This is a genomic window from Bradyrhizobium sp. Kon58 (assembly GCF_055807455.1).
In genome coordinates, this window is the sequence record NZ_JBVVOT010000002.1 from 505,579 (window position 1) to 523,588 (window position 18,010).

Consider the following 18,010-nt stretch of genomic DNA (forward strand, 5'->3'; position numbering starts at 1 on the left):
CCCAGACTGTAGATTTTGGCAATTAAGGACTTCTTAAGTATGAGCCCTCAATTCGGCTTTTGCGTCGGCTTGCCGTCGATCTTGGGCAGCTCGCCGGCCGAGGCGGACTGATCGCCGCCGCCATTGGCCCGACGGGCCATCTCGACCGTCAGCCGCTCGGCGGCCTCCGGGGACATCAATCCCATGATGTCCGACATTTTTCGCGGCGCGATCTGCGAGGCGATCTCGATCAGCACGCCCATCTCGAGCCGGTCAAAAACTCGCGCGGCGTCCTTGGGTTTCATGCCCTCATACATGGTCACGAGGCCCTTCATGCGCTGGGCTTCGGCGGCCTTCTGCTCGGCCTGCGTCGCGGAGATACGGGTTTCTACCGCCTTCATCTCCTCGACCTTGTTTTCGATACGCTTCTCGGCGGATTTCAACAGGCTCTCGCGGATGTCGATCTCGCGCTGGCGGGCCTCGATCTCCTGGCGGCGCGACTGCAGGCGTTCCAGGATCGCGCGCTCCGAGGCGGAGATCTGCGGCTGGGCTTCCTCCTTGACCGCCGCGCCTTCGGACTTGGTGTCCGGTGCGGCCGGCTTCGGCGCCTCCTTCGGCGCGCCATGGGTCGATCCGGTGATATCGGGATCTTCGCGGCTCGCCGGGAAGTTCAGATTCTCCTGCGCCCAGGACTTCTTGGTCGGGCTCGGCTTGTAGTCGAAGACATAGCCGCCATTGATCACAAGACCCGTGACCTTCAGCGTGGCGAGGCCAGCGACGGCAACCAGCACGATCGGAATGACGCGGATGTTGCGAAAAGACTTCATACTCTGACTTTATGCGGCAAGACCGTTGGATCGTCGGCGTTCGGAGAAGGCTTCGGCCGCAGCCGCCACCGCCTTCGCCGACGAGGGCTTGGCTGCGGGCGCGGCGGCCATTTCCGGGTTCGTGACGGGGCGCGCGGCGATTGCGATCTTGGACAGCCGCCGCACCACGTTGTCGGCTTCGCCGAGCTGCTTGTAGAGCTGCTCGGACATCTGGGTCGCCGACGCGAGCTGGCTGCCGAGGTTCTCGTTGACGTCTCGCACGGCGAGCTTCAGCCCGCCGATCGCGCGCTCGGCGATCTCGGTTGCGGTGATCAGCTCGCCGATCACCGCCTTCAGCGAATGCTCGTCCGCCTTCAGCCGCGTCAGTCGCTTGTTGAGCGTGACGCAGTAGACGATGGTCAGCATCAGCAGGATAGCCACCAGCGTCTCGATCGCCATTCCTAGGGAGTGGTTCATGGGGCCTCCATCATCTTGTTCTGCTCGTCGACCTTTTCGAACATCGCAAGTGTCGTACTTGGCTTGCGCAAGGGTTTCGTCACCCGTATCGCGACGCGGTCGCCGACCCGGCCCATGCGTCCCTCGGTGATGGTGACGTCGCCGCAGCGAACGGTGACGTTGGCATCCGCGCGCATGTCCAGCGGCAGCGTGTCGCCGACCTTCAGCCGCATCAGCTGCTTGAGTGGGATGTCGGCTTCGTAGAGCACGGCGTCGACGGAGATCTCGGCCTGGACGATCTCGGTGGCGAAATGACCTTCCCAGATCTGGTCGCGGCCGAACTTTTCGCCCATAAACATCTGGAGCAGGACGCCCCGGATCGGCTCGATGGTCGCGTAAGGCAGCAGGAGCTCGATGTTGCCGCCGCGATCTTCCATGTCGATGCGCAGGCGCACCAGGATCGCGGCGTTGGCAGGACGGCTGATCGCGGCGAAACGCGGGTTGGTCTCGAGCCGGTCGATGGTGAAGGTCACCGGCGACAGCGGCCTGAACGCCTGTTCGGCATCGGCCATGACGACCTCGACCAGCCGCTTGACCAACTCTGTCTCGATCGTGGTGTAGGGCCGGCCCTCGATGCGGAGCTGGCTCGAGCCGCGGCGGCCGCCGAGCAGCACGTCGATCATCGAGTAGATCAGGCTGGAATCGACCACGGCCATGCCGAAATTGTCCCACTCTTCGGCCTTGAAGACGGTGAGGACGGCGGGCAGCGGGATCGAGTTCATGTAGTCGCCGAAGCGCACCGAGGTGATGCGGTCGAGCGAGACTTCGACGTTGTCGGAGGTGAAATTGCGCAAGGAGGTCGTCAGCAATCGCACCAGGCGGTCGAAGACGATTTCGAGCATCGGCAGACGCTCGTAGGAGACCATCGCCGAATCGATGATGGCGCGAATGCCGGAATGGTCGTCGAGCGTGACGTCGCCGACCGCGAAGCCGAGGAGGTTGTCGATCTCCTCCTGCGACAGCACCCGTTCGCCGGAATTCTTGCCGGCTCCGAGATCGCGGCTGCCATCCTCGACCATGGCGGCCCATTGCAGGGCCATGGTCTCCGAGAGTTCGTTTTCGGCAGCAGCCTTCGCGGCCTCGGCGGGATCCTCGGAATCGAGCGAGGCCTCCCATTGGGCGGCAATTGCATCCTGGTCTGGTTGGTCGGTGCCTGCCATGATCCCTAGCCCGTCATGCTCACTGGATCACGACTTCCTTGAACAGCACCGCGCTGACCTGGACCGGAGCGACCGCGGCATTGACGCGCTTGGTCAGCTCTTCCTTGAGGCGGAAGATGCCGGCGGAACCGTTGAGGTCGGAGGAGCGCAGCTCGCGCGCATAGGTCTGGAAGATGTCGGTGATGCGCGGCATCGTCGGCTTGATCGCCTCGACCTGCTTCTCTTCCTTCAGCTCCAGCACGATCTTGAGCTTCAGATATTGCACGCGCTCGCCCGGCGCGCCGGCGAGGTTGACCATGATGTCGGGAACCTCGACGAAAGACGGCGGCTTCGGCGGAGGCGCCGCCTCGGCGTGATGCTCGTCGTCGCCGTGACGGAAAAAGAAGAACCACGTCGCGGCGCCGCCGCCGAGAACGGCGAGCAGGCCTACCGCCATGATCATCAGCTTGAACTTGTTCTTGGGCGGAGCGGCTTGCGCGCCCTCAGCGGCTGCGCCGCCTTCCGCTTCATTCTCTGCCATGATCGCCGCGCTCGCTCATCTCTCAAAGGGGTCGAAAGAGCGAAGCTCCTGGCAGACAGTGACGCGATACAAATGCCCCAGCGCAGTGCTCCTCTTACGCCCAAACGCTACGGTAATAATGGTTAACGGAACCTTTCGATCGGGCCTTCGCTAGGAAAAATCTGCCGGGCAAACATGGCTAACAGACCCTTTCTGCCGCCTCCCCGTGCCCTCGAAAAACAGTCAACATATTGAAATTGAAAAGTTTTCCAGCTTGGCACGAGTTTCGCTGAGAAAGGATCGAGACCCAGGGTTTGGGAGAACCCGAGGTCTCGTTCACGGGATCGGCCAATGCGCTTGGGAGAGCGAGCTGGCGGATCTCACTCAGGGGAGATTTCCGATGCAGAACGCGCTTCTGATCGGCTTGTCACGACAGATGACGTTGGAACGGCAGATGGATGTCATCGCCAACAACGTCGCCAACGCCAACACCAACGGCTTCAAGGCCGACCATTCGCTGTTCGAGGAGTACCTCAACTCGAACGCGCGTGAGGACAATTTCGTCGGCTCCGACCGCCGGGTCTCCTATGTGCAGGATCGCGGCACCTTCCGCGACGTCGGCCAGGGGCCGATGGAGCCGACCAAGAATCCGCTCGACATGGCGATCAGCGGTAACGCCTATTTCGCCGTGCAGGCCAATGGCGCCGAGCGCTACACCCGCGACGGCAAATTCTCGCTCAACAGCACCGGCCAGCTCGTCACCTCCGACGGCAACCTCGTGCTGGGCACCAGCGGCCCGATCACCTTCCAGCCGACCGACCACGACATCAACGTCGCGCCGGACGGCACCGTCACGGTGCTCGAGGGCACGGCCAAGAACGACTCGATCCGCGGCAAGATCCGCATGGCCTCGTTCGACGATCCGGCCAAGCTGACCAAGCTCGGCGCCAACCTTTACAACATCGGCTCCGCGGTCCCGCAGACCGACACCAAGTCGACCGTGCAGCAAGGCTATGTCGAGAAGTCGAACGTGAACTCGGTCGGCGAGATGAGCCGCATGGTCGAGGTCATGCGCAGCTACACCGCCATGGCCACCCTGCTCCAGCAGCAGAGTGACATGCACAAATCGGCGATCGAGAAGCTCGCCGACGTTCCGGCCTGATTGAGGGAGAACTGACATGCAGGCGCTTCACACCGCAGCAACCGGAATGGCGGCACAGGAACTCAACGTTCAGGTGATCTCCAACAACATCGCGAACCTGCGCACCACCGGCTTCAAGAAGCAGACCGCGGCGTTCCAGGACCTGATCTACGAACACGTCCGCCGCGTCGGCGCCCAGTCGTCCGACCAGGGCACCATCCTGCCGGTCGGCGTCGACATCGGCGGCGGCGTCAAGACCGTCGGCACCCCGCGCAGCATGACCCAGGGCACGCTGTCGCAGACCGGCAACGACCTCGACATGGCCATCACGGGCGAAGGCTTCTTCAAGATCCTGATGCCCGACGGCAGCTACCAGTACACCCGCGACGGCACCTTCCAGATGGACAATCAGGGCCGCATCGTCACCGCGCAGGGCAACCCGGTGCAACCGACGATCACGATCCCGAACAACGCCTCGGGCCTCACCATCAACGTGCAGGGCCAAGTCTCGGTGACGCTGCCGGGTTCGTCGACCTCGGCCGTCCAGGGCCAGATCGGCCTGACCCGATTCATCAACAAGGCGGGCCTCCAGCCGGTCGGCAACAATCAGTTCACCGAGACGCCCTCCTCCGGCCCGCCGCAGGACGGTACCGCGAGCTCCGAAGGTTTCGGCAACATCACCCAGAGCAGCCTCGAGCAGGCCAATGTCGACGTCGTCTCGGAAATGAGCGACCTGATCGCCGCCCAGCGCGCCTACGAGATGAACGCCAAGGTGATCAGCGCCGCCGACCAGATGATGCAGTCGACCACGGCGTTGTTCCGCTGAGGTGATGACGATGATCCGCACCACCCTCGCCACCATCTCCGCTCTCCTCGTGCTGGCGCTGCCCGCACGGGCCGCCGACGACTTCATCGCGACGCCGACGCTGCGCGCGAGCATCACCGTGACCTCGGACGTGGTGCGGGTCGGCGATCTCATCGACAATGCCGGCTCGGCCGCGCTGATCCCGGTCTACCGCTCGCCCGATCTCGGCACCACCGGTGCGCTACCGGTCGCCCAGGTGCTGGCGGTGTTACGCGCAAAGCAGGTGATCGGCGTCATGACCGGCGACATCAGGGAGGTCCAGGTCACCCGTCTCGCCCGCACGCTCGCGAACAAGGACCTCGAAACCGCCGTCGCCACGGCGCTCGAGCGCCGCTTTGGACTTGGCGATGCCGCCAACATCACCGTCACGTTCGACCGCGGCATCGCCGACATGCGGTTGGATGCCTCCAACACCGGCGTGCTGCAGCCAGTCGCAACGCGCTACGACGCCCGCAGCGGCCGTTTCGACATCGCCTTCGAGATCAACAACGACAACAATCCGGCACCGACCAAGCTGCGTTTCACCGGTACCGCGATCGAAACGGTGGAAGTGGCCGTGCTGACGCGCGACATCGATCGTGTCGATCTCCTGAAGGCCTCCGACGTCGCCGTGGAGCGCCGACCGAAGGCCGAGGTCACGGGTGAGGCCGCCTCGCGCGATCGCACGCTCGGCATGCAGCTCCGCCGGCCGATGCGGGCGGGGACGCCGATCCGCGTCGCCGACATCGTCAAGCCCGACTTCGTGCAGCGCGACCAGAACGTCACCGTCATCTACCAGGTCCCCGGAATCTACCTCACCACGCGCGGCAAGGCGATCGAGAGCGGCGCCGAGGGCGACACCATCAGCGTGCTCAATCTGCAGACCAAGCGCACGCTGAGCGGCGTCGTCACCGGCCGCGGCCAGGTGACGGTCCAGGGCGCCAGCCAGGCCGCGCCGATGCCGGCCGCGGTCGAGCAGACCTCCTCGCTCAAGCGCGACGAGGCGCCCGCCCCCGTCGATACCGCAGCCCTCGTCCGGAACCTGGTCCAGACCCCGGCATCCCCGGCGCAGATCGCGCAAGCCCAGATCCCGCAAGTTCGCGTCTCGCAAGCTCCAGCCAAGTCAGAGTAAGTCATGTCCACGTTCAGTTCGGCTTTTCGGCCCCGTCGCATCGCGATCTCTGCCCTGCTGCTGGCGACTTGCACGCTGGCGAGCGGCTGCTCCTCGATCGACCGGCTGTCGCAGATCGGCGAGCAGCCGAAATTGTCGGCGATCGATAATCCGACGACGCAGCCCGGTTACAAGCCGGTGCAGATGCCGATGCCGAAGCCGGAAGTCGCCTCCTACAATCCGAACTCGCTGTGGCGGAACGGCAGCCGCGCCTTCTTCAAGGACCAGCGCGCCCATCAGGTCGGCGATCTGCTGACCGTGGCCGTGAACATCACCGACAAGGCCAATATCGAAAACGACACCCAGCGCAGCCGCACCAACAAGGAAGATTCCGGAATCACCGACTTCATCGGCGCCAAGACATTGGGCGCCCAAGCACAGAAGGTCTTGCCCGGCCGTATCCTCACCGCCGACTCGACCGCGTCCAGCGAGGGCAAAGGAAGCGTGGACCGCAAGGAAGCGTTACAGACCAACGTCGCGGCCGTCGTCACCCAGGTCCTGCCCAACGGCAACCTCGTGGTCGAAGGCAAGCAGGAAATCCGCGTCAACTACGAAATCCGCGAGCTCATCGTCGCCGGCATCGTCCGTCCCGAAGACATCCAGAGCGACAATACCATCGATTCCACTAAGATCGCGCAGGCCCGCATCGCCTACGGCGGCCGCGGCCAGATCATGGACGTGCAGCAACCGCGCTACGGCCAGCAAGTCATGGACGTGCTGCTGCCCTTCTAGCTTCTCCCGAGCTCCCACATCGTGTTCGCGAACCTAGGCGCGGACGACGATGTACAACGCGGCCCTCGCTAGCTCCCCTGGCGAGGGCCGCATGTATTTTGGCGATGGTGCCGCTGCGTACAGCCGGCCAGGTGCACGATCGTAGCGACGCCGCGGCCCCAACCTCCGTCATTGCGAGCGCAGCGAAACAATCCAGAGCCTCTCCGCGGAGGGACTCTTGATTGCTTCGCTTCGCTCGCAAGGACGCGGAGAGATCACGTAAACTCCGCCTCCACCACACCCAGCCCGTCCAGCTCCATCCGCACCTTGTCGCCGGCCTTCAGCCACAGCGTCTTCACCAGGCTGCCGGTGAGAACGAGCTGTCCCGCGTGCAGCCCCTTGCCCTCGGCGGCGAGATGGTTGGCGAGCCAGGCGAGTGCGTTGTGGGGATGGCCGAGCACGTCGGCGCCGGTGCCGTGGCTGACCTCCTCGCCGTTGACGATGGCGCGGCCTTTGACCGCCTTCAGGTCCGGCACCGACGAGCGCGGCACGACCTCACCCAGCACGCAGCCGGCGGCGAAGAAATCGTCAGCGATCAACGTCGGCGCGCCCATCGTCTCCCACTTCACATACCGGTCGTCGACGATCTCGATCGCGGGATGATAGGCCTCGACGGCTTCGCCGACCCATTCGGCCGTGAACGGCGCCTCGCCGGCGGCGAGATTGCGCTTCAGCCGCACCGCGATCTCGCATTCGACGCCGACGCGGACATAGTCGGCAGCCGCGAGCTGCACGCCGCTGTCGTGCACGCCCTTCTGGAACACGCCGCCGCCGCAGGGGTGTGGAATGCCGATGTAATCCTGCATCACCTGGCTGGTGCAGCCGATCTTGTAGCCGACCAGCGGGCCGGCATGCGGCAGCAGCAGATCGTGCAGCGCGCGCTGGACCTGATAGCCCTCGGCTTCATCGGCGGGAGGAACTTCGAGCGCCGCGAGCGGCGCATGGTTGCGGCGCGCCAGCGCGATCGCCTTTGCGGCTGCGAGAATTGTGTCCATCGGCGCCCGCTCCTACACACCACAATCGAGGGCGGTACTTCAGCATCCCCGCCGGGGCGTGACAAGCGCGGGGGTCGCGCGGCCGCACGTCATTGCCAGCCCGAGCTGGAATGAGCTGCGGACGCTGATCGGCCACATCACGGCAAGCCTCATCGGCTGCGCCGGCGTTTAAGGAAATATTGAGCTGGTCCGGGCTTTATGGGGATGCGCACCTTGCAGCGTCGCACCAGGCCTGATTGCGGCGATGCGTGAAGCTGCTGGATCAGTGCCTCAGCATTCGAGTCGATGTCCTTGATGCGACTCGCAAAACCTCCCGCACCTGAGTGAAGGCTGTTTCTCATCTGAACTCACGTGAGCTCGGAGGAGTTGAGTCTAGCCCATTGATCGCGATTCACTTTTCGTGATTCCGCTCGCGCGCCGAACGCACGGTTGCAAGCGACAGGCAAAATGCTGATCACGACGCGAAAAGGCGCGCCTTGCGTTCAAAAACAAAGAGCCGCATCGCTGCGGCTCGGACTCTATTCGTCGCGATAGACCTTCTCGCGTTTCTCGTGGCGCTCCTGCGCCTCCACCGAAAGCGTTGCGATGGGACGGGCCTCGAGCCGCTTCAACGAGATCGGCTCGCCGGTGTCCTCGCAATAGCCGTAGGTGTTGTCCTCGATACGCTGGAGCGCGGCGTCGATCTTGGCGATCAACTTACGCTGGCGGTCGCGGGCACGGAGTTCGATGGCGCGGTCGGTTTCGGACGATGCCCGATCAGCGAGATCGGGGTGGTTCACGTTCTCCTCCTGCAGGGCCTGCAGGGTGAGTTTGGACTCTTTGAGGATCTCATCCTTCCAGGCCAGGAGCTTCAAGCGGAAGTACTCCTTCTGCCTGTCGTTCATGAAAGGCTCTTTTTCGGTCGGTCGGTAGTTTTTCAACTTTTCCAAGGGCGGCCTATCTGTCTAAGCAACGACTCGTACGCGGAACGGGGTCCGCTGAGCGGGGCGTTATATAGCGGCCTCCTGTGACAGACAATGTTTCCCTGATCGCCCGACCGGCGCCCCCAAGCCCTTGCACAGGAAAGGTTTATCCTGAAGGGCCCGGGAGCGGCCGTAGGCCTAGTAGCCGACCGTGAAACGTTGCCTCTCATGGGCCGGCCGCTCGATCTCGTCGGCGAGCGCGATGGCGTAATCCGCGAAACTGATCCAGCTCTTCCCGTTCGCATCTGCGAGAAGCTGATCGGTCCCAAGCCGGAACTTGCCGGTGCGCTCCCCCTCGATGAACAGGGCAGACGGCGAGATGAAGGTCCAGTTCAGCTCCTTTTCCTGCCGCAGCAGGTCGAGAAAGGCCGAACCGGCCTCCGCCTCAGCCTTGTACTGAGCCGGAAAGCCGGCAGTTGTCACCAGTTTGACGCCCGGAGCGACCTCCAGGCTGCCGGCTCCGCCGACGACGAGGTAGCGACCGACCTTGGAGTCCCTGGCCGCGCCGATCAGCTTGAGCGCGTCGCTGGCCAGGAAGTGCACGGAACTCACGACGACGTCGTGCCCGGCCCACAGCTTGGTAAGGCCTAGCTGGTCGAGCACGTCTCCCTTGGTGGGGGTGACGTTCGGCAGGGCCGCGATCTTTTCGGGGTTGCGGGCGATGGCCGTAACCGTGTGGCCGCGATGGGACAGTTCTTTGGTGATCTCCGACCCGGCCCGGCCCGAGGCGCCGGCAACTGCGATTTTCATGGAAGGCTCCTTTGCTTCTGTGGTAACCAACAGTGACTAGATATCGTAAAGAACGCTGGTGTTAAGAGAGCACTTTGTGCTTACCTGATTACACAGGAGTAACCGGCGCCGGCCGCCAAATAAGCGGAATGGATCGTGAGGACCCAACGATGAAGCCAGACGTCTATGCAGCGAACTGCCCCACGCGACAGATCCTCGACCGCGTCGGTGACAAATGGGCGGTGCTGATCCTGCTGCTCCTGCGCGAGGAGCCGATGCGCTTCAATCAGTTGCGCCGGACGATCGAAGGCATTTCGCAGAAGATGTTGAGCCAGGTTCTCAAGTCGCTCGAGCGCGACGGATTGCTCAAGCGTCACGCCATCGCAACCGTGCCGGTGACCGTGGAATACTCGATCACGCAACTCGGCGTGACGCTCGCCGCAGCCGTCGATCCGCTGCGCGATTGGGCCGAACAGAATCTGAAAGACGTGCTTGCCGCCCAGCGCCGCTACGATTCGCAGCTGAAGGATGAAGCGGCGTAGGACGCTATGCCTGCCCGGCCTTGGCGAGCTCGACCTCGACGCGCAGCTCGATCTCGGACAGCACCGAATCCAGGCCGGGATCGCCGGAGGACGATTTAAGGTTCGCCGCAGCGTCGCGCAGCCGCATCACGGTCGAGGCGTCGAGCTTGCCGGAGAGAAGTCCCATCTTGAGATCGTCGAGCACGTCGAGCGCGGTCTTTCCGCGCACGACCAAGCGCTTGCGACGCTCGACGGGATCCTCCTCGATGCCTTGCAGCGCGAGCAGCCCGTCGATGTTGGCGGCCGCCTTCGGTGCGGCGGCGCCCCGCGTCTCCGGCGCCGACGAGGCGTCGGGCAACACGAAGGTGCCGGAGCTCGTCCGCCTGGCCTGGCTGGCCGGCGTTCCAAGCGTGGTGCCGTTCGGTCCGTAGATGCGCATCGGAAGCAATCCGGGTGATCGATGCGCCACATTCGCAGTTTTATGGTTAACGGCCCGTAAACAGCCCGGCAAAATGTGCCGACGGGCGGCAGTTTCGCTCCTCAGGGACAACACCGGCTGAGGTCGCTCGAAACAGATTTATTCAACCTATTCAGCGACCTACCCCCGCTGCCCCGAGTTGGCACAGCGCTCGCAAGGACAGCGTCGGACCAGCTCGTCATGGGAGTGTCGTGATGGTCCTTTGATTTGAGGAGCCTCGGGGAGCAGAGGATGCCAAGCGTTCGTTGGGTGAGACTTGTGGGGGTGGCCTGCGCCGCGCTGTCAGCGCTGGTGCTCTCGGTCAATTCTGCAAGCGCGACATCGCGCATCAAGGATCTCGCCAACATCGAAGGCGTGCGGCAGAACCAGCTCATCGGCTACGGCCTCGTCGTCGGCCTCAACGGCACCGGCGACACCCTCAACAACATCCCCTTCACCAAGCAGTCGCTGCAAGCGATGCTCGAGCGCATGGGCGTCAACATCCGCGGCGCCACCATCCGCACCGGCAACGTCGCCGCCGTGATGGTGACGGGCAATCTGCCGGCCTTCGCCACCCAGGGCACGCGCATGGACGTCACCGTCTCCGCGCTCGGCGACGCCAAGAATCTCCAGGGCGGCACCCTGCTCGTCACCCCGCTCCTCGGCGCCGACGGCAACGTCTATTCGGTCGCACAGGGCTCGCTCGCGATCTCCGGCTTCCAGGCCGAGGGTGAGGCGGCGAAAATCGTGCGTGGCGTGCCGACCGTCGGACGCATTGTCAACGGTGCCATCATCGAGCGCGAGATCGAGTTCGCGCTCAATCGCCTGCCGAACGTCCGCCTTGCGCTGCGCAATGCCGACTTCACCACGGCCAAGCGGATCGCGGCCGCGATCAACGACTATCTCGGCGTCAAGACCGCCGAGCCGATCGACCCATCGACCGTGCAGCTTGCGATCCCGCCGGAGTTCAAGGGCAACGTCGTCGCCTTTCTCACCGAGATCGAGCAGCTCCAGGTCGATCCGGATCTCGCCGCCAAGATCATCATCGATGAACGCAGCGGCATCATCGTGATGGGCCGCGACGTTCGCGTCGCCACCGTTGCGGTCGCACAGGGCAACCTCACCGTCACGATCTCCGAGAGCCCGCAGGTCAGCCAGCCCAACCCGCTGTCCCGGGGCCGGACCGTGGTCGCACCCCGCAGCAGCGTCAGCGTCACCGAGGACGGCAAGAAGTTCGCCGTCGTCAAGGACGGCGTCTCGCTTCAGCAGCTCGTCGACGGCCTCAACGGTCTCGGCATCGGCCCGCGCGATCTCATCAGCATCCTGCAGGCGATCAAGGCCGCCGGTGCGATCGAAGCCGACATCGAGGTGATGTGATGCAGACCGGCATGGTCAACACCGCACGGGTCGCCAGCTCCGCCTTCTCGGTGGAGAGCCGCAACGGCCGGCCGGACTTCGATCTCGCGGCGGCACTGCAAAAGGTCTCGCCGAAGCAGCAGGCCAAGGCGCAGAAGATCGCCACCGACTTCGAGGCGATGTTCCTCAACAGCATGTTCTCGCAGATGACCTCGGGCCTGAAGGGCGAAGGCCCGTTCGGCGACACGCCTGGCACCGGCGTGTGGCGCTCGATGCTGACCGAGCAATATTCCAAGAATTTCGCCAACGCCGGCGGCGTCGGCATCGCCACCGACGTCTATCGCACCCTGATCATGCAGCAGGCAAAAACGATCCGCACGGCATAAGGTCAAACGAGATGAACCACTTCAACGCCTCGCGTCAGCCGGTGCAAGCGCAGCGCCCGAACACCGCACCCGGCAGCGCCGAGGCGCGCAAGATCGCCGAGCAGTTGATGGATGCGATGAGTGCCCTGCTCGGTCTGATCGAGCGCGAGACCGAGCTGGTACGTGCCGGCCAGGTCCGCGAGGCGATGACCCTCGAGAGCAAGAAGCAGGAGCTGTCGCGAAACTATGTCGGCGCCGTCACCCAGTTGAAGGCGAACCAGGCGCAGCTCGCCAAATCCGCGCCCGAGCTGCTCTCGACGCTGCATCGGCACCACGATGCATTCCGCGCGATGCTTCAGGTCAACCTCACCGTGCTCGCAACCGCTCACGCGGTGTCGGAGAGCGTCGTGCGCGGCGTCAACGCCGAGATCCAGAAGCGCAACGTTCCGAACACCTACACGGCCGCGGGACGCCGCGCCACGCCGGGCCCACGCCACATCACGCCGCTCGCGGTCAGCCGCTCGCTCTGAGCGCGCGCAATAACAAACGACAATTTTATGAAAAACCGCGCGGCAACATCGTCGCGCGGTTAGGCACGTTTCCTTACCGGGTGTTCAATCCTGGTGTTCCATGGTTGCGTATTGAGAGGGGTTGGGATTTGACTCACGTGAGGCAACCAGGAGGCTGCCATGAGTACAGATTTCAGCATCAGGCCGGTGGGGATACCGGTCGCCGTGCAAATCGTAACGACGTCCAATGCGGCGGCGAACGAGGCCGTGCAAACCGATCTGCCCGTGAGCCAGACAGTGGCCGCTGGCGAGGCGAGCGCGCCTGCACGCAATGATTTGCGAAGCAACGAGAACGTCTCACGCCAGGTCGTGTTCGACCAGGCGGCGGCGTCGTTCGTCTTCCAGGTCGTCAACGACAGGACCGACGCGGTGGTCAACCAGTTCCCCGACGAAGCAATGCTGCGCCGGCGGGCCTATTTCCATGCGCAGGATTTGAAATCCGAGCCCTCGCGTCCGGCCAGCACGGACCGCAGCGCCTGATAATCGGGCGTCGAGCCTCGCAACGGCAACATCGAGATCGCTCGAACCGGTCGCGGGACCGGTGACGACGTTCCTGATCTGCGTCTTGCCGTTATCCGTCAGCATGAATTTGGTGTTGCCGAGGCGGAACGAGCCGTGCTCGATCACGGACGGCCGGACAGACCAGCGGCGATATTGCGGTTGATCTCGATCAGCGGACGGAAATGATCGAACTGCGGGCTCATCTGCAGCGCGGCGGTCTGGCTCAGCACGAACACGCTGATGTTGGCGATCTTCTGCCGGACGTCGATCGGCTGCGGATTGTTCTCGCGCATGGCCTCGCTCAGGAAAATCGTCCAGAGCTTGCGATTGAACATCAGGGCCTGCGTGGTCTGCTCGCTGAACGGCTCGGCGCTGTTGATCGCATCCTGAAGCTTGTTCGCGGCCTTGAGCAGGGTCTGCGCTTCGATGTCGCGAGGAGATGCGGTGGTCGTTGCAACACGCGCGTAGGCCGAGGCAGCGGAATTCGACATCAATCACACCCTGGAGGTTACCTAGCGCGTTGAACGCGCTTAAGGAATTCTTTCCTGACCCTAGGCAGCACCGCTTAAGATTTGCTTACATGTGTGCTTGGAAGCACTCCGGATTATTACGGGTCTCGGAGTTCTTCGTCATCGTGAAGCTAGACGCGCATGTGCACGCTGTAAACACGTCACGCGTGGTGCGCGTCGATCTCAGCTAATCCTGCCTTAGCGATCTCCGTAAAATGAACGGCGGAGCGTTAGCCCCGCCGCGAAATCGATGAGTGATCTTGCGCCGCGAAATTAGCGGAGCAGCTGCAACACGCTCTGTTGCGACTGGTTGGCCAGCGACAGCGCGGACACCGCGATCGACTGGCGGGTCGACAGCGCCTGGCTGTTCGCCGCTTCCTCGTTGGTGTCGGCCAGCGTCAGGTTGGCCGAGCCGGTCTGCAGAACGTTGATCAGGTTCTTGGAGAAGTCCTGACGCACCTGCACGATCGACAGATTCGAACCGAGCGAAGAACCCTCGGAGCGCAACGTGCTCGAGGCGGCATTCAGGCTGGCCAGCACCTTGTTGGTGGCACCGTTGTCGATGAAGTCCGTGCCCGGAACGAGATTGCTGAGACCGAGGCCGGCCGCGTTGAACACGACGCCGTTGATGCCGAGCGTCGAGCTGCCGTTCTCGTTGAAGACCAGCTTCAGCGTGTCGCCGTTGAGCAGGTTGACGCCGTTGAAGGACGAGTCCTGCGAGGTCGTGTCGATCTGCGCCAGGATGTTGTTGAACTGACTGACCAGGCCGGAGCGCGCGGTCTGCGCGACGGGATCCTGAATCGGTGGCTGCGCGGTGGTAAAGGCCAGCACGCCGGTGAGCGTCCCGCCGACCGTACCGCCGGCGGTACTCGAGCCGAGGGTCGAGGATGCGTACTCGTTGACGGTGGTGACCGTCAGCACGCCATTGGCGTCGATCGTCGCCGTCAGGTGGTTGGCCTGAAGCTGCACATTGAGCTGGTCGAGCGTCTTGACGGTGCCGTTGGTGCCGTCGCCGAAGGTGACATTGACCGGCGTGCCGCCGTTGAAGGAGGTGAAGGTCAGCGTCTTGCCGGCGACGCCACCAACACCGGAGTTGCGCGCCGCGGCGAAAGCGGTCGCCGTTCCGGTATTGCCGCTGAGACCGAACGCGTTGAGCGCATTGCCTGTGCCGGTGATCGACAGGTCGGCGTTGATGCCGGTGGAGAGCGCAAGCTGACCGCTGCTGTTGACCGACGAGGGGATCTGGCCCGCGGTGGTCGACAGCGTCGCCGAGCCGTTGAAGATGCTGGCGGTCTTGACGCCGGTGGCAAGGTCGATCGAGTTGAGCAGATCGGAGAGCGTTGCGCTCTGGAGGTAGACGGTCGAATTGCCGTTGCCGTCGGTGACGATGTTGCCGTTGACGCCGCCGGAGGTCACGCTCAATGCCGATTGGGGCGACTGGGCGTTCTTGAAAGTGATGGTGTGGCCGTCGATGTTCAGCGTCGAGCCGTCCTGAACGAGCGAACCGAGCGAGCCCGCGGTGGTCGATCGGTCCGCGGTCACGCTCGCATTGCCCGCGCCAGTCGCCGCGGTCAGACCGAGCTTGTTGAGGAAGTCGGCCTTGCCGGTCACGCTCAGATCGGCGCCGGTCGAGCTCTTCAGCGTGACTTGGCCGCCCGTGACGGACGATGCCACCTGCAGCGTGCCGATCGGACCGCTCGAGCCGCTGACCGTAATGGTTGCCGCGCCTGCACTGATTGCCGCGGTCTTGACGCCGCTGGCGAGGTCGATCGCGCTGAGGACGTCGTTGATAGTTGCGCCGGGCGCAGCCGGCGTTCCCTCGTAGACGATCGAATTGCCGTTACCATCCGTTGCGATGTGCCCGCTGGGGTTGAGGCCCCAGCCGGTCGGCTGCGTCGTCGGGGCGATACCAGTGCGGAAGGTGATGGTCTTGCCGTTGACCGTGATGGTGTCGCCGTCCGCGGGCGGCGCGCCGAAGGTGGTGGATGTCGTGGTGCCGACCAGCGTGGTGGCACCGGATAGTGCCGTCGTGCCGTCGGCCGCGGTCGCGGCAAACCCGACATTCGTGCCGGCGTTCGAGCCCAGCGAGGCGCCGAGCGCGGCGGTTCCCGTGACCGGGGTTACGCCACCGGCTGCGCCGGTATAGAGCACGTTGCTCTTGGCGGTCGCGCTCGCATAGGAGGTCGTGCCGCGGAGGTCGGCGGGTGTCGCACCCGGAATCGTGGTGGAGACGTTCGATTTCGTAGAATAGCCGACCGTGGTCTGGAGCGCCTGGTTGGCGATCGACTTGGCGCTGTCGATCAGCTTCTGCAGCGAGGTGATGCCGGTGTTGGCGGCCTGGAGCACCTGCACACCGTTGTTGATGCCATCCAGCAGGTTGCCGATGTCGCTCGCCCGGTTGTCCAACCCCTGGGCCGTGAAGAAGTTGGTGGGATTGTCGAGCGCTGTGTTGACCTTCTTACCGGTCGACAGCCGCTCCTGCGTCGTGGCCAGCAAGTCGGCCGTCGACTGCAGCGACAACAGGTTCTGGCGAACGGACGCCGAGAGAACGATGTTGGACATTGGCGAGTCTTCCTCTTGAACCGGGTACGAATCGGCCGCGCGGTCTTGAAAGCGGGCTTTTGTCCAGTCTTAGAGGCTGTCCTTTAAAGTATGGTTAACGCCGGTTTAAGGGATAGGGTTAATGGCCGGTGAACGTCCCTGCCCGCCTCCGGACGCAAAAAAGCGGCGGGGCAAATGACCCCGCCGCTCTTATTTTATTTAATGATACCAGCTACTTAGCGGAGTAGCTGGAGCACGCTCTGCTGCGAAGTGTTGGCCAGCGACAGCGCGGAGACCGCGATCGACTGGCGGGTCGACAGCGCCTGGCTGTTGGCCGCCTCGACGTTGGTATCGGACAGCGTCAGGTTCGAAGAACCGGTCTGCAGCACGTTGATCAGGTTCTTGTTGAAGTCCTGACGCACCTGCACCACCGAGAGGTTCGAACCGAGCGCCGAGGCTTCCGAGCGCAGCGTGCTCGACGCGGCGTTCAGGTTGGTCAGCACGCGGTTGGACGCGGCGTTGTCGATGAAGTCGACACCGACGGTCAAGGCAGCGAGGCCCAGACCCTTGGAGTTGTAGGTCACGCCGGTGATGTTGAGGCTCGACTTGCCGGTCTCGTCGAACACCAGCTTGAGCTGATCACCGTTCAGCAGGTTGACGCCGTTGAACGAGGAGTCCTGCGAAGTCGTGTCGATCTGGTTCAGGATGTTGTTGTACTGAGACACCAGGTTCGCACGGGCCGTCTGTGCAACCGCATCCTGGACGGGGCTGGAAGCCGTCGAGAAGGTCAGCGCCGAAGTCAGCGTGCCGCCGATTCCGCCGCCCGCCGTCGTCGAACCGAGCGTCGAGGACGCATAGTCGTTGGACGCGGTGATGGTCAGCCGGCCGTTGGCGTCGATCGTTGCAGCCAGGTTGTTGGCCAGAAGCTGCGTGTTGAGCTGATCGAGCGTCTTGACCGTGCCGTTGGTGCCGTCGCCGAAGGTGACGTTGACCGCCGTGCCGCCGTTGAAGGCGGAGAAGGTCAAGGTCTTGCCGGCAATGCCGCCGATGCCCGAGGTGCGCGCCGCGGTGAACGCCGTCGCATTACCGGTGTTGCCGGCGAGGCCAAGCACGTTGAGCACGTTGCCGCTGCCGGTGATGGTCAGGTCGGCGTTGATGCCGGTCGAGAGCTTGAGCTGACCGGACGTATTGATCGACGAGTTCGATTGGCCGGTGGCGGTCGTAAGCGCCGCAACGCCGCTGGCATTGATCGACGCGGTCTGCACACCAGTGGCAAGGTCGATCGCCTTCAGCACGTCGTTGACCGTGCCGGCCTGCAGATAGACCGTCGAGTTGCCGTTGCCGTCGGTGACGACCGCACCGTTCACACCATAACCGCTCGGAACGCTCGGAGCACCGGTCGAGCCCGGAACCGGCGCGTTCTTGAAGGTGATGACATGACCGTCGACGTTCAGCGACGAACCGTCCGCGATCTCCGCACCCAGCGAAGCCGCGCTCGTGGTCCGGTTGACGTTCACGGTGGCATTACCCGCACCGGTCGACGTGGTCAGGCCGAGAGCCTTGAGCAGGTCGGCCTTGCCGGTGACGCTCAGATCCGCACCCGTCGAGCTTACCAGCG

The 18,010-nt window shown here is 63.9% G+C and carries 20 protein-coding genes; 9 read left to right on the top strand and 11 right to left on the bottom strand.

Annotated elements, in window-relative coordinates:
- Positions 1-47: 47 nt before the first annotated feature.
- The 4 genes from AC0L20_RS06285 to fliL are packed head-to-tail and all read right to left on the bottom strand — an operon-like array spanning position 48 to position 2,981.
- A complete protein-coding gene (locus AC0L20_RS06285; protein ID WP_247362564.1) occupies positions 48-806 on the bottom strand; it encodes a MotE family protein in 759 nt (252 codons plus the stop codon).
- A gap of 9 nt (positions 807-815) precedes the next feature.
- Positions 816-1,262 (bottom strand): DUF6468 domain-containing protein, encoded by a 447-nt coding sequence (locus AC0L20_RS06290; RefSeq protein ID WP_473287839.1) that lies wholly within the window; start codon positions 1,260-1,262, stop codon positions 816-818.
- Complete coding sequence (gene fliM, locus AC0L20_RS06295; RefSeq protein ID WP_027567600.1) at positions 1,259-2,461, bottom strand: flagellar motor switch protein FliM; 1,203 nt, start codon at positions 2,459-2,461, stop codon at positions 1,259-1,261. The genes AC0L20_RS06290 and fliM overlap by 4 nt, the downstream gene beginning before the upstream one ends.
- A 19-nt stretch (positions 2,462-2,480) precedes the next feature.
- Positions 2,481-2,981, bottom strand: a complete 501-nt coding sequence (gene fliL, locus AC0L20_RS06300; protein ID WP_247287339.1) for a flagellar basal body-associated protein FliL — start codon at positions 2,979-2,981, stop codon at positions 2,481-2,483.
- 379 nt (positions 2,982-3,360) lie between these two features.
- Between fliL and flgF the strand changes: the two genes are divergently transcribed.
- The 4 genes from flgF to flgH are packed head-to-tail and all read left to right on the top strand — an operon-like array spanning position 3,361 to position 6,848.
- On the top strand, positions 3,361-4,122 hold the full coding sequence (gene flgF, locus AC0L20_RS06305; RefSeq protein WP_456769149.1) for a flagellar basal-body rod protein FlgF: 762 nt from the start codon (positions 3,361-3,363) through the stop codon (positions 4,120-4,122).
- Positions 4,123-4,138: 16 nt separating this feature from the next.
- Positions 4,139-4,927, top strand: a complete 789-nt coding sequence (gene flgG, locus AC0L20_RS06310) for a flagellar basal-body rod protein FlgG (protein WP_007602131.1) — start codon at positions 4,139-4,141, stop codon at positions 4,925-4,927.
- 10 nt (positions 4,928-4,937) lie between these two features.
- A complete protein-coding gene (gene flgA, locus AC0L20_RS06315; protein WP_473287840.1) occupies positions 4,938-6,077 on the top strand; it encodes a flagellar basal body P-ring formation chaperone FlgA in 1,140 nt (379 codons plus the stop codon).
- A gap of 3 nt (positions 6,078-6,080) precedes the next feature.
- Positions 6,081-6,848, top strand: coding sequence for a flagellar basal body L-ring protein FlgH (gene flgH / locus AC0L20_RS06320; protein WP_456769147.1), 768 nt, complete (start codon positions 6,081-6,083; stop codon positions 6,846-6,848).
- 254 nt (positions 6,849-7,102) lie between these two features.
- Here flgH and AC0L20_RS06325 read toward each other — a convergent pair whose 3' ends face one another.
- The 3 genes from AC0L20_RS06325 to AC0L20_RS06335 all read right to left on the bottom strand — a co-directional run bounded on the left by AC0L20_RS06325 (position 7,103) and on the right by AC0L20_RS06335 (position 9,594).
- Positions 7,103-7,882 carry a 2-keto-4-pentenoate hydratase gene (locus tag AC0L20_RS06325; protein WP_473287841.1) on the bottom strand — a complete coding sequence of 260 codons (780 nt, stop codon included), beginning with the start codon at positions 7,880-7,882 and terminating at the stop codon, positions 7,103-7,105.
- A 518-nt stretch (positions 7,883-8,400) separates the two neighbouring features.
- Complete coding sequence (dksA, locus tag AC0L20_RS06330; RefSeq protein WP_008554760.1) at positions 8,401-8,766, bottom strand: RNA polymerase-binding protein DksA; 366 nt, start codon at positions 8,764-8,766, stop codon at positions 8,401-8,403.
- Positions 8,767-8,982: 216 nt separating this feature from the next.
- A complete protein-coding gene (locus AC0L20_RS06335) occupies positions 8,983-9,594 on the bottom strand; it encodes an NAD(P)-dependent oxidoreductase (protein WP_473287842.1) in 612 nt (203 codons plus the stop codon).
- A 149-nt stretch (positions 9,595-9,743) separates the two neighbouring features.
- On the opposite strand from AC0L20_RS06335, the gene AC0L20_RS06340 reads away from it, so the two are divergent.
- The gene (locus AC0L20_RS06340; protein ID WP_007602122.1) at positions 9,744-10,115 is read left to right on the top strand and encodes a winged helix-turn-helix transcriptional regulator; all 372 of its coding nucleotides are present in this window, start codon (positions 9,744-9,746) and stop codon (positions 10,113-10,115) included.
- Positions 10,116-10,119: 4 nt separating this feature from the next.
- Here the strand turns inward: AC0L20_RS06340 and AC0L20_RS06345 are convergent, their stop codons facing one another.
- Positions 10,120-10,533 (bottom strand): flagellar assembly protein FliX, encoded by a 414-nt coding sequence (locus tag AC0L20_RS06345; protein ID WP_473287843.1) that lies wholly within the window; start codon positions 10,531-10,533, stop codon positions 10,120-10,122.
- Between the two features lie 270 nt (positions 10,534-10,803).
- Between AC0L20_RS06345 and AC0L20_RS06350 the strand changes: the two genes are divergently transcribed.
- The 4 genes from AC0L20_RS06350 (at position 10,804) to AC0L20_RS06365 (ending at position 13,321) form a co-directional block, all read left to right on the top strand.
- Positions 10,804-11,928, top strand: coding sequence for a flagellar basal body P-ring protein FlgI (locus AC0L20_RS06350; protein WP_007602120.1), 1,125 nt, complete (start codon positions 10,804-10,806; stop codon positions 11,926-11,928).
- Entirely contained in the window at positions 11,928-12,293 is a 366-nt protein-coding gene (flgJ, locus tag AC0L20_RS06355; RefSeq protein WP_063995718.1) for a flagellar assembly peptidoglycan hydrolase FlgJ, read from the top strand. Before AC0L20_RS06350 ends, flgJ begins: the two co-directional genes overlap by 1 nt.
- A gap of 11 nt (positions 12,294-12,304) precedes the next feature.
- Positions 12,305-12,802 carry a hypothetical protein gene (locus AC0L20_RS06360; RefSeq protein ID WP_027518929.1) on the top strand — a complete coding sequence of 166 codons (498 nt, stop codon included), beginning with the start codon at positions 12,305-12,307 and terminating at the stop codon, positions 12,800-12,802.
- A gap of 159 nt (positions 12,803-12,961) precedes the next feature.
- On the top strand, positions 12,962-13,321 hold the full coding sequence (locus AC0L20_RS06365) for a hypothetical protein (RefSeq protein ID WP_247406883.1): 360 nt from the start codon (positions 12,962-12,964) through the stop codon (positions 13,319-13,321).
- Between the two features lie 143 nt (positions 13,322-13,464).
- Here the strand turns inward: AC0L20_RS06365 and flaF are convergent, their stop codons facing one another.
- The 3 genes from flaF to AC0L20_RS06380 all read right to left on the bottom strand — a co-directional run.
- A complete protein-coding gene (gene flaF / locus AC0L20_RS06370; protein ID WP_007612319.1) occupies positions 13,465-13,833 on the bottom strand; it encodes a flagellar biosynthesis regulator FlaF in 369 nt (122 codons plus the stop codon).
- 291 nt (positions 13,834-14,124) lie between these two features.
- Positions 14,125-16,413 carry a DUF1522 domain-containing protein gene (locus AC0L20_RS06375; protein ID WP_473287844.1) on the bottom strand — a complete coding sequence of 763 codons (2,289 nt, stop codon included), beginning with the start codon at positions 16,411-16,413 and terminating at the stop codon, positions 14,125-14,127.
- Positions 16,414-16,628: 215 nt separating this feature from the next.
- A partial coding sequence (locus AC0L20_RS06380) for a DUF1522 domain-containing protein (protein ID WP_473287845.1) occupies positions 16,629-18,010 on the bottom strand: 1,382 nt, incomplete at its 5' end.

Coding starts and splice junctions, on each gene's coding strand:
- AC0L20_RS06325 (WP_473287841.1), bottom strand. CDS start 7,882: ATGGACACAATTCTCGCAGCCGCAAAGGCGATCGCGCTGGCGCGCCGC.
- fliL (WP_247287339.1), bottom strand. CDS start 2,981: ATGGCAGAGAATGAAGCGGAAGGCGGCGCAGCCGCTGAGGGCGCGCAA.
- AC0L20_RS06335 (WP_473287842.1), bottom strand. CDS start 9,594: ATGAAAATCGCAGTTGCCGGCGCCTCGGGCCGGGCCGGGTCGGAGATC.
- AC0L20_RS06360 (WP_027518929.1), top strand. CDS start 12,305: ATGAACCACTTCAACGCCTCGCGTCAGCCGGTGCAAGCGCAGCGCCCG.
- flgH (WP_456769147.1), top strand. CDS start 6,081: ATGTCCACGTTCAGTTCGGCTTTTCGGCCCCGTCGCATCGCGATCTCT.
- dksA (WP_008554760.1), bottom strand. CDS start 8,766: ATGAACGACAGGCAGAAGGAGTACTTCCGCTTGAAGCTCCTGGCCTGG.
- flaF (WP_007612319.1), bottom strand. CDS start 13,833: ATGTCGAATTCCGCTGCCTCGGCCTACGCGCGTGTTGCAACGACCACC.
- fliM (WP_027567600.1), bottom strand. CDS start 2,461: ATGGCAGGCACCGACCAACCAGACCAGGATGCAATTGCCGCCCAATGG.
- AC0L20_RS06365 (WP_247406883.1), top strand. CDS start 12,962: ATGAGTACAGATTTCAGCATCAGGCCGGTGGGGATACCGGTCGCCGTG.
- flgF (WP_456769149.1), top strand. CDS start 3,361: ATGCAGAACGCGCTTCTGATCGGCTTGTCACGACAGATGACGTTGGAA.
- flgG (WP_007602131.1), top strand. CDS start 4,139: ATGCAGGCGCTTCACACCGCAGCAACCGGAATGGCGGCACAGGAACTC.
- AC0L20_RS06290 (WP_473287839.1), bottom strand. CDS start 1,262: ATGAACCACTCCCTAGGAATGGCGATCGAGACGCTGGTGGCTATCCTG.
- flgA (WP_473287840.1), top strand. CDS start 4,938: ATGATCCGCACCACCCTCGCCACCATCTCCGCTCTCCTCGTGCTGGCG.
- AC0L20_RS06350 (WP_007602120.1), top strand. CDS start 10,804: ATGCCAAGCGTTCGTTGGGTGAGACTTGTGGGGGTGGCCTGCGCCGCG.
- AC0L20_RS06375 (WP_473287844.1), bottom strand. CDS start 16,413: ATGTCCAACATCGTTCTCTCGGCGTCCGTTCGCCAGAACCTGTTGTCG.
- AC0L20_RS06340 (WP_007602122.1), top strand. CDS start 9,744: ATGAAGCCAGACGTCTATGCAGCGAACTGCCCCACGCGACAGATCCTC.
- AC0L20_RS06285 (WP_247362564.1), bottom strand. CDS start 806: ATGAAGTCTTTTCGCAACATCCGCGTCATTCCGATCGTGCTGGTTGCC.
- AC0L20_RS06345 (WP_473287843.1), bottom strand. CDS start 10,533: ATGCGCATCTACGGACCGAACGGCACCACGCTTGGAACGCCGGCCAGC.
- flgJ (WP_063995718.1), top strand. CDS start 11,928: ATGCAGACCGGCATGGTCAACACCGCACGGGTCGCCAGCTCCGCCTTC.